We start from the raw sequence: 7769 nt of genomic DNA, 5'->3' as shown, positions 1-7769 counted from the left end.
GCCTCATGCCCGCCTCCGCCCCGTCCGCCGCCGATCCGTAACCACCCGCCGGGAGCGCCGCCTTGAACGTTCTGTCGGACCACTTCGCGGAGTTCCGCGAAGGTTTCCTCGGCACCGTCGAGCTCACCGGGCTCAGCGGTCTGCTCGCCCTGGTGCTGGGCATCCTGATGGCGGCGTTCCGGGTCTCCCCGGTGCCCGCCCTGCGCATATTCGGCACCGCCTGGGTGACCCTGCTGCGCAACACCCCGCTCGTGCTGCTGTTCCTCGCCGTCACCCTGGGGCTGCCCGCCCTGGGCCTCAAGGGCTGGGACTCCTTCTGGCTCGCCGTGCTGACGCTCGGGTGCTACACCTCGGCGTTCGTCTGCGAGGCCGTCCGGTCCGGCATCAACTCCGTGCCGGTGGGCCAGGCGGAGGCCGCCCGTTCCATCGGGATGACCTTCCGCCAGACCCTGGGGCAGGTCGTCCTGCCCCAGGCCACCCGCATCGCCGTGCCGCCGATCGGCAGCCTGATGATCGCCCTCACCAAGAACACGGCGATCGCCTCGGGCTTCAACGTGACCCAGCTCGGCTCGGTGCAGAAGTCCCTCAACGCCGACACCGGCTACAACATCTACGTGATCTTCCTCTGGATCGCGGTCTGCTACATCATCATCACTCTCGCGATCAGCGGCCTCTTCCGGCTGCTGGAGAACCGGCTGGCGGTGGCCCGATGAGCGCGAACGTCCTCTACGACGCCCCCGGCCCCCGGGCGCGCGCCCGCAACCGCCTCTACGGGGCGCTCTCCACCGTTGCGATCGCCGGCCTGGTCGCCTTCGTCGTCTACAAGCTCGACGACACCGGCCAGTTCCAGCCCGGCCTGTGGGACGACTACGAGTACGCCGACACCCACCAGCGGATCGTCGACGGCCTGATCACGACCCTGAAGACGTTCGCGATCGCGGCGGTCCTCTCGGTCGCGCTCGGCGCGGTGCTCGCGGCCGCCCGGCTCTCCGACCACCGCCCCGTGCGCTGGACGGCCACGGTGGTGGTCGAGTTCTTCCGCGCCATGCCGCTGGTCATCATGATCTTCCTGCTGTTCGCGGGGGTGTTCACCTCCGACCCGATGTGGGCGCTGGTCCTGGGCCTCACGCTCTACAACGGCTCCGTGCAGGCGGAGATCTTCCGCTCCGGGATCAACGCCGTGCCCCGCGGGCAGAGCGAGGCGGCCTACGCCCTCGGACTGCGCAAGACGCAGGTGATGACGAGCGTCCTGATCCCCCAGGCCGTACGGACGATGCTGCCGTCGATCATCAGCCAGCTCGTGGTGACCCTCAAGGACACCTCGCTCGGATTCATCATCCTCTACGAGGAACTGCTCTTCGTCGGCAAGGCCTTCGCCGAGCAGACCCGCCCCGTGAACGGCGTCTACGCCTTCATCCCGATGGTGATCGTCTTCGGCTCGATCTACATCCTGCTCTGCCTCGCGCTGTCCTCGGTGGCCACCTGGGTCGAACGGCGCACGCAGCGCTCGCGCAAGGGCGCCCCGCCCCCGATGGCGACGGCCGGCGCCGCGGTCACGGCCGACTCCACGACCGGCGCGGACGGCGCCTCCGGCGCAGACGGCTCCCGCACCGGCTGAGCAACCCCGCAGGTGACGCCCCGTGCGGCGCGCCGTGGCGAGCGCCCTGATCACTTGACGCACGCACCCGCAGTGGGTTGCATACGTTCTGTGATCGAGCACCGCGTTCCCCCCGTCGGACCCCATACATCCCGTACGCCCCGTACGTACCGTGGAGCCCCGGGCAGGGATCTCGGTCGCAGCGGATGCCCGGGAGCCGTGCCGTGGACCCGGTGATCGTCGTCGGGGCCGGACCGGTCGGCCTCGTGCTCGCCCTCTGCCTCGCCCGCCACGAGGTGCGCGTCGTCCTCCTCGACGAGGCGCCGGACGCCGGCACCGCAGCCGGCGAGGAGCGGCTGGCCCGGACGGCCGTGCTCGCTCCGGACACCGCCGCCCTGGTGGAGCGGCTGGGGTGCGCGACGAAGGAGGGCGCCCGGTGGACGGGCTGGCGCACCATGCGGCGCCGCGCCGTGGCCGGCCGGCTGTCGTTCACGGCCCCCGGGGAGGCCCCCGCGAGCGGCGGGGGCGAGAGCGCGGAGGAGGCCGGACCGTCGCCCCTGCACCTCCCCCAGCACGTCCTGACGCGGGAGTTGCGGGCCGCGCTCGCCGCCGAGGACAAGGTGCGCGTCGTCCCCGCAGGCCGCCTGGAGACGATCCGGCAGGACGCCTACGGCGTCACCGCGCTCCTGCGGGGCGAGAACGGCCCGGCGTGGCGGGGCAGTTACCTCGTCGGCTGCGACGGCGCCCGCTCGACCGTGCGCAAGCTCCTAGGCGCGCGCTTCCCCGGGCGCACGGCCGTCGAGCGGTACGCGGTCGCCGCGCTCCGGGCCGAACTGCCGTGGCCCGGCGAGGCCGTCCTGCACCGGTCGCCCGCACGGGGCGGCGAGGTGACGGCCCGTCCCCTGCCGGACGGCGTCTGGCGCCTCGACTGGCCCCTGCCGCCCGGAGGCGAGCTCGTCACCCCCGACGCCCTCCTCGCCCGCGTGCGCGACTCCCTGGCCGCCTGGTGCGGCGAGGTGCCGCCGTACGAGCTCCTGGACACCGGCGTGCACACCGTCCACCACCGCCTCACGCGCCGGATGCGCACCGGCCGTGCCTTCCTCGCCGGGGACGCCGCCCACCTGCTGGGCGCCCTCGGCACCCAGGGCCTCGACGAGGGGCTGCGCGACGCGGCGAACCTGTCCTGGAAACTGGCCCTCGCCTGGCACCACGGCGCCTCCGAGACCCTGCTGGACAGCTACCAGACCGAGCGCCGCGCGGCCGTCGGAGCGCGCCTGCGCGCCGCCGACCGGGCGCTGCCGGCGGTACGGGGCGCGGGCGGGTGGAACAACGTGCGGCGCGCGCTGCTGCCGGGCGCCCTGCGCGGGCACGACGAGCTGCTCACCGACGGCCACACCGGGCGCGGACAGCTGGGCGCGCCGCCCGCGTACCCCGGTACGCCCCTGTCGCCCGCGGCACCTCCGGCCGGGTCCGTCGCCGTGGCCACGCCCGTGGGGGCCCTGGCCGAGGACGTGCGGGTGACCGCTCCCGACGGCTCGCTCGTACCCCTGCGGGAGCGGCTGGGCGGCGACCTCCTGGTGATCCTGACCGCGCCCGGCAGCGGCGTGTGGGAGCGGCGGCACTGGGCGGACGCGGGCCTCATGCCGCAGCTGGCGGCCGCCGTCAGCGCCCTGCCCGTGCGCGCCGAACTGCTGGTCACCGACGAGTACCCGGGCGCTCCCGCCCACACGGTGCTCGTGGTGCGCCCGGACGGGCATCTGGTGGCCGCGCTGGCCGGGGTGCGGCCCGCGGAGCTGTACGCGTGCGCGGAGGCCGTACGGGGCGGCAGCAAGGACGCGAGGGGCGCGCAGGCGGCGGAGGAAGCCCCCAGCGAAGCCACGGCCAACCGTTGACCCGCACCGACCGCCATGGTTGACTACGGAACGTGACTAACAGCGGCGCGCTCTTCTGGCGGAGGGTCCATCTGGACCTCGTCCGCTACGCGGGCTGCGTCTGTCGTCCGTCCTGCTGATCCGCATTCCCCTCGCGCGGCCTGCGTGGCGCCTCTGTGCGCCGGCCGCCGCGCGCTCCTTCGCGATCACTCAGGACGGTTCCCGTGTTCCTTCCCCTGCCCACGCCCGTGCCCGGCTCCTCCCTCGTCTCCCCCGGCGCCCCGGGCGCGCCCTCAGAGGCGGACCTCCTCGCCTTCGCCCGGCGCGCGGCCGCCGACGCGCACCTGGTCTCCTCCCTCCCGCTGGATCCGCAGGGCCGCACCTGGATGCGGCTCAACGGGCCGGGCGACAGCGAGGCCTGGCTGATCGGCTGGCCGCCGGGCAGCGGCACCGGCTGGCACGACCACGGCGGTTCGCACGGCGCGCTGGCCGTCGCGAGCGGCGTGCTGACGGAGCACTCGCTGGCTGCCCGGTTGCCCACGGACGGATGGAAGACCCTGGAGCTGGCCGACGGCATCGACCGCGAGCGGCAGTTCCCGGAAGGGCAGGGGCGGGCCTTCGGCTCCCACCACGTGCACCAGGTGCTCAACGCCTCGGCGGAGCGGCATGCGGTGTCCGTGCACGCCTACTATCCGCCGCTGCCCCTGATGCGGCGGTACGGCCGCAGCGGGCAGGTGCTGCGGCTGGAGCAGGTCGAGCGGCCGGAGGAGTGGGCGTGAGGGTCGAGGAGCTGCTGGCGGCCGCCCGCGAGGGCCTGGACCGGCTCGGCCCGGCCGAGGCCGCGGCCGCCCAGGCCGGGGGCGGGCTGCTGGTCGACATCCGCTACGCGGCGCTGCGGGAGCGCGACGGGACCATCCCGGGGGCGCTCGTGGTGGAGCGCAACGAGCTGGAGTGGCGGCTCGACCCGCTGTGCGAGCACCGCGCCGCCGAGGCGACCGGGCACGACCTGCGGGTGATCGTGGTCTGCAACGAGGGCTACGCGTCGAGCCTGGCAGCGGCCTCCCTGCGCCTGCTGGGGCTGCACCGCGCCACGGACCTGGCGGGCGGCTTTCAAGCGTGGCGCGCAGCGGGGCTGCCGGTGAGCCGCTGACGCGGCTGCACCGCACGGACACCGGCACGTCCGGGCCCTCCTCCGCAGTCCGGCCCCGGCTCCTGCCCGGGCACTCCGGGGCGCTGTGACGTCCGCAGGCCGGGCCTACACGTCCGTCAGGTGATCCAGCAGCTCCGGGTCCTCGCCCTCCTCCTCCAGCGCGCGGCGCACCACGCGCAGGGCGAGGCCCTCGGAATAGCCCTTGCGGGCCAGCATCCCGGCGAGGCGGCGCAGCCGCTTCTCGCGGTCCAGCCCGCGGGTGGAGCGGAGCTTGCGCTCGACCAGCTCGCGGGCGGTGCGCTCCTCCTGCTCGGCGTCGAGCTGCCCCACGGCCTCGTCGATCACCGCGGAGTCCACGCCCTTGGTGCGCAGCTCGCGCGCGAGGGCCCGGCGGGCCAGCCCCCGGCCGTGGTGCCGGGACTCGACCCAGGCCCCGGCGAACGCCGAGTCGTCGATCAGGCCCACGTCCTCGAAGCGGGAGAGGACCTCCTCGGCGACCTCGCCGGGGATGCCCCGCTTGGCCAGGGCGTCGGCGAGCTGCTTACGGGTGCGCGGGCTCCCGGTGAGCAGGCGCAGGCAGATCGCCCGCGCCTGCTCCTCGGGCCGCGGCGGCGCCCCGGTGTCCCCGGCCCTCGACGAGGAGGGGGCGCCACCGCCGGTACGGTCGTCCGGGCCCGGGCCCGGCAGGTCTTCCCCGGGGCCCGGCCGGGGGTGATCCCATCGCCGTGTCATGGATCAGCTCTTGGCCGCCGTGGCCTTGGCCGCCTTCGCCGTGGACTTCGCCGCCGGAGCGGGCACGGACTTGGCAGGCGCGTCCGCGCCGTCACCGGCCGCGGCGGGCTCGCCCTCCGCGTCCTCGGGCTTGCTGCCGCCCACGCCCAGCTTCGCCTTGATCTTCTTCTCGATCTCGTCGGCGAGGGCGGGGTTGTCCTTGAGGAAGTTGCGGGCGTTCTCCTTGCCCTGGCCGAGCTGGTCGCCCTCGTAGGTGTACCAGGCGCCGGCCTTGCGGATGAAGCCGTGCTCCACGCCCATGTCGATCAGGCCGCCCTCGCGGCTGATGCCCTGGCCGTAGAGGATGTCGAACTCGGCCTGCTTGAAGGGCGGCGCGACCTTGTTCTTGACGACCTTGCAGCGGGTGCGGTTGCCGACGGCTTCGGTGCCGTCCTTCAGGGTCTCGATGCGGCGGATGTCGATGCGCACCGAGGCGTAGAACTTCAGCGCCCGGCCACCGGTCGTGGTCTCCGGGGAGCCGAACATGACGCCGATCTTCTCGCGGAGCTGGTTGATGAAGATCGCGGTGGTCTTGGACTGGTTGAGCGCGCTGGTGATCTTCCGGAGCGCCTGGCTCATCAGGCGGGCCTGGAGGCCCACGTGCGAGTCGCCCATCTCGCCCTCGATCTCCGCGCGCGGCACCAGGGCCGCCACGGAGTCGATGACGATCAGGTCGAGCGCGCCGGAGCGCACCAGCATGTCGACGATCTCCAGGGCCTGCTCGCCGTTGTCCGGCTGGGACAGGATGAGGTTGTCGATGTCGACGCCGAGCTTCCTGGCGTACTCGGGGTCGAGGGCGTGCTCGGCGTCCACGAAGGCCACCGTGCCACCGGCGCGCTGGGCGTTGGCCACGGCGTGCAGGGTCAGGGTCGTCTTACCGGAGGACTCCGGGCCGTAGATCTCCACCACGCGGCCGCGCGGGAGCCCGCCGACGCCGAGGGCGACGTCGAGAGCGGTCGACCCGGTGGAGATGACCTCGATCGGCTCGTTCGGCCGCTCTCCGAGGCGCATCACGGCGCCCTTGCCGAATTGCCGTTCAATCTGTGCGAGCGCGGCGTCCAGCGCCTTCTCGCGGTCGGTACCTGCCATGGGTTCCACCCGGTTTGCTTGAGTCGATCGCTTCACGTCCACGACGCTAACGCCTGCCACTGACAATGCGCCCGGGCGTCGCTCCGGCCTGTGGATAACCCGGCCCGCGAGGGGCCCGGAGGCGGCTGCGCACACGGGCTCCTCAGCACCGGGGAACCCATAAGAATGGATGTTCGATTTTGCTGTCAAGCGCGCCACTCCGGGCCCGCCGCGCCCCTCGCACCTCCCGTCACCTCGTACCTCCTCACGTAGGCACCGAGGAACGCCTGCAGGGTCGCCGTCGCCGGAATGGCCACCAGCGCCCCCACGGCCCCGAGCAGGGCGGCGCCCGCAACCACCGAGCCGAAGGCGACGGCGGGGTGGATGTCGACGGTCCGGGCGGTGATGCGCGGCTGCAGCACGTAGTTCTCGAACTGCTGGTAGACCACGACGAAGCCGAGCACCCAGACCGCGTACCAGGGGTCGACGGTGAAGGCGAGCAGCACGGGCAGGGCGCCCGCGAGGTAGGTGCCGATCGTCGGGATGAACTGCGAGACGAAGCCCACCCAGATCGCGAGGGCCGGCGCGTAGGGCACGCCCAGGATCACGAGCAGCACGTAGTGGGCGACGCCGGAGATCAGCGCCATGAGGGCGCGCGAGTAGATGTAGCCGCCGGTCTTGGCCACGGCGAGCTCCCAGGCGCGCAGCACCTCGGCCTGCCGGCGGGGCGGCAGCACGGAGCACAGGGCCCGGCGCAGCCGGGGCCCGTCCGCCGCGAAGTAGAACGAGAACAGCAACACGGTCAGCAGCTGGAACAGGCCGCTCAGGACGGTGGCGGAGACGTCCAGGACGCCGCTGGCGCTGCTCTTCACGTAGCGCTGCAGCCAGTCCGAGTGCAGCAGGCTCTCCTGCACCTGCACACGGGAGAGGTGCGTGCGGAACACCCGGTTGACCCACTTGATGACCGAGTCCAGGTACGAGGGGAAGTTCTCGACCATGGTCGCGATCTGGCCGGCAAGCATCGAGCCGAGCAGCGCGAAGAAGCCGGCGACGACGACGGTGACGCCGAGGAAGACCACGCCCGTCGCCAGGCCGCGCCGCATGCCCCGGGCGGACAGCCGGCCCACGGCCGGCTCGACGGCCAGGGCGAGGAAGAAGGCGATCAGGACGTTCAGCAGCAGCCCGAGGAGCTGCTGGAAGGCCCAGACCGCCAGCATGAAGCAGGCGAGCAGGGCGAGCGCCGACACCATGGCGCGGGGCAGCCAGGGCGGCATGCCGGCGGGGCGGCAGCACGGAGCACAGGGCCCGGCGC

The 7769-nt window shown here is 73.4% G+C and carries 9 protein-coding genes; 6 read left to right on the top strand and 3 right to left on the bottom strand.

Features of this window, described 5'->3' with window-relative positions; all coding sequences use genetic code 11:
* The first annotated feature begins 62 nt into the window (after nt 1-62).
* From ACSNOH_RS31600 to ACSNOH_RS31575, 6 genes are all read left to right on the top strand, one after another.
* A complete protein-coding gene (locus tag ACSNOH_RS31600; RefSeq protein WP_436724878.1) occupies nt 63-713 on the top strand; it encodes an amino acid ABC transporter permease in 651 nt (216 codons plus the stop codon).
* On the top strand, nt 710-1618 hold the full coding sequence (locus ACSNOH_RS31595) for an amino acid ABC transporter permease (protein WP_436724877.1): 909 nt from the start codon (nt 710-712) through the stop codon (nt 1616-1618). The genes ACSNOH_RS31600 and ACSNOH_RS31595 overlap by 4 nt, the downstream gene beginning before the upstream one ends.
* A 203-nt stretch (nt 1619-1821) precedes the next feature.
* Nucleotides 1822-3489 (top strand): FAD-dependent monooxygenase, encoded by a 1668-nt coding sequence (locus tag ACSNOH_RS31590; protein ID WP_436724876.1) that lies wholly within the window; start codon nt 1822-1824, stop codon nt 3487-3489.
* Nucleotides 3490-3521: 32 nt separating this feature from the next.
* Entirely contained in the window at nt 3522-3608 is an 87-nt protein-coding gene (locus tag ACSNOH_RS31585; RefSeq protein WP_436724881.1) for a putative leader peptide, read from the top strand.
* A 96-nt stretch (nt 3609-3704) separates the two neighbouring features.
* Nucleotides 3705-4247, top strand: coding sequence for a cysteine dioxygenase (locus ACSNOH_RS31580; RefSeq protein ID WP_436724880.1), 543 nt, complete (start codon nt 3705-3707; stop codon nt 4245-4247).
* Nucleotides 4244-4618: a rhodanese-like domain-containing protein gene (locus ACSNOH_RS31575; protein ID WP_436724875.1), complete on the top strand. Its 375-nt coding sequence runs from the start codon at nt 4244-4246 to the stop codon at nt 4616-4618. Before ACSNOH_RS31580 ends, ACSNOH_RS31575 begins: the two co-directional genes overlap by 4 nt.
* 105 nt (nt 4619-4723) lie before the next feature.
* On the opposite strand, the gene recX is transcribed toward ACSNOH_RS31575, so the two are convergent.
* The 3 genes from recX to ACSNOH_RS31560 form a co-directional block, all read right to left on the bottom strand.
* Nucleotides 4724-5350 carry a recombination regulator RecX gene (gene recX, locus ACSNOH_RS31570; RefSeq protein WP_436724874.1) on the bottom strand — a complete coding sequence of 209 codons (627 nt, stop codon included), beginning with the start codon at nt 5348-5350 and terminating at the stop codon, nt 4724-4726.
* A 3-nt stretch (nt 5351-5353) separates the two neighbouring features.
* A complete protein-coding gene (gene recA, locus ACSNOH_RS31565; RefSeq protein WP_436724873.1) occupies nt 5354-6478 on the bottom strand; it encodes a recombinase RecA in 1125 nt (374 codons plus the stop codon).
* A gap of 185 nt (nt 6479-6663) precedes the next feature.
* On the bottom strand, nt 6664-7731 hold the full coding sequence (locus tag ACSNOH_RS31560) for an AI-2E family transporter (protein WP_436724879.1): 1068 nt from the start codon (nt 7729-7731) through the stop codon (nt 6664-6666).
* Nucleotides 7732-7769: the final 38 nt, after the last annotated feature.

The sequence above is a fragment of the Streptomyces sp. URMC 127 genome, assembly GCF_051386535.1.
In the GTDB taxonomy this organism is placed as follows: Bacteria; Actinomycetota; Actinomycetes; order Streptomycetales; family Streptomycetaceae; genus Streptomyces.
The sequence above is the reverse complement of the archived record's forward strand: the minus strand, read 5'-3'. Positions and strand labels throughout refer to the sequence as shown.

Coding starts and splice junctions, on each gene's coding strand:
- ACSNOH_RS31595 (WP_436724877.1), top strand. CDS start 710: ATGAGCGCGAACGTCCTCTACGACGCCCCCGGCCCCCGGGCGCGCGCC.
- recX (WP_436724874.1), bottom strand. CDS start 5,350: ATGACACGGCGATGGGATCACCCCCGGCCGGGCCCCGGGGAAGACCTG.
- recA (WP_436724873.1), bottom strand. CDS start 6,478: ATGGCAGGTACCGACCGCGAGAAGGCGCTGGACGCCGCGCTCGCACAG.
- ACSNOH_RS31560 (WP_436724879.1), bottom strand. CDS start 7,731: ATGCCGCCCTGGCTGCCCCGCGCCATGGTGTCGGCGCTCGCCCTGCTC.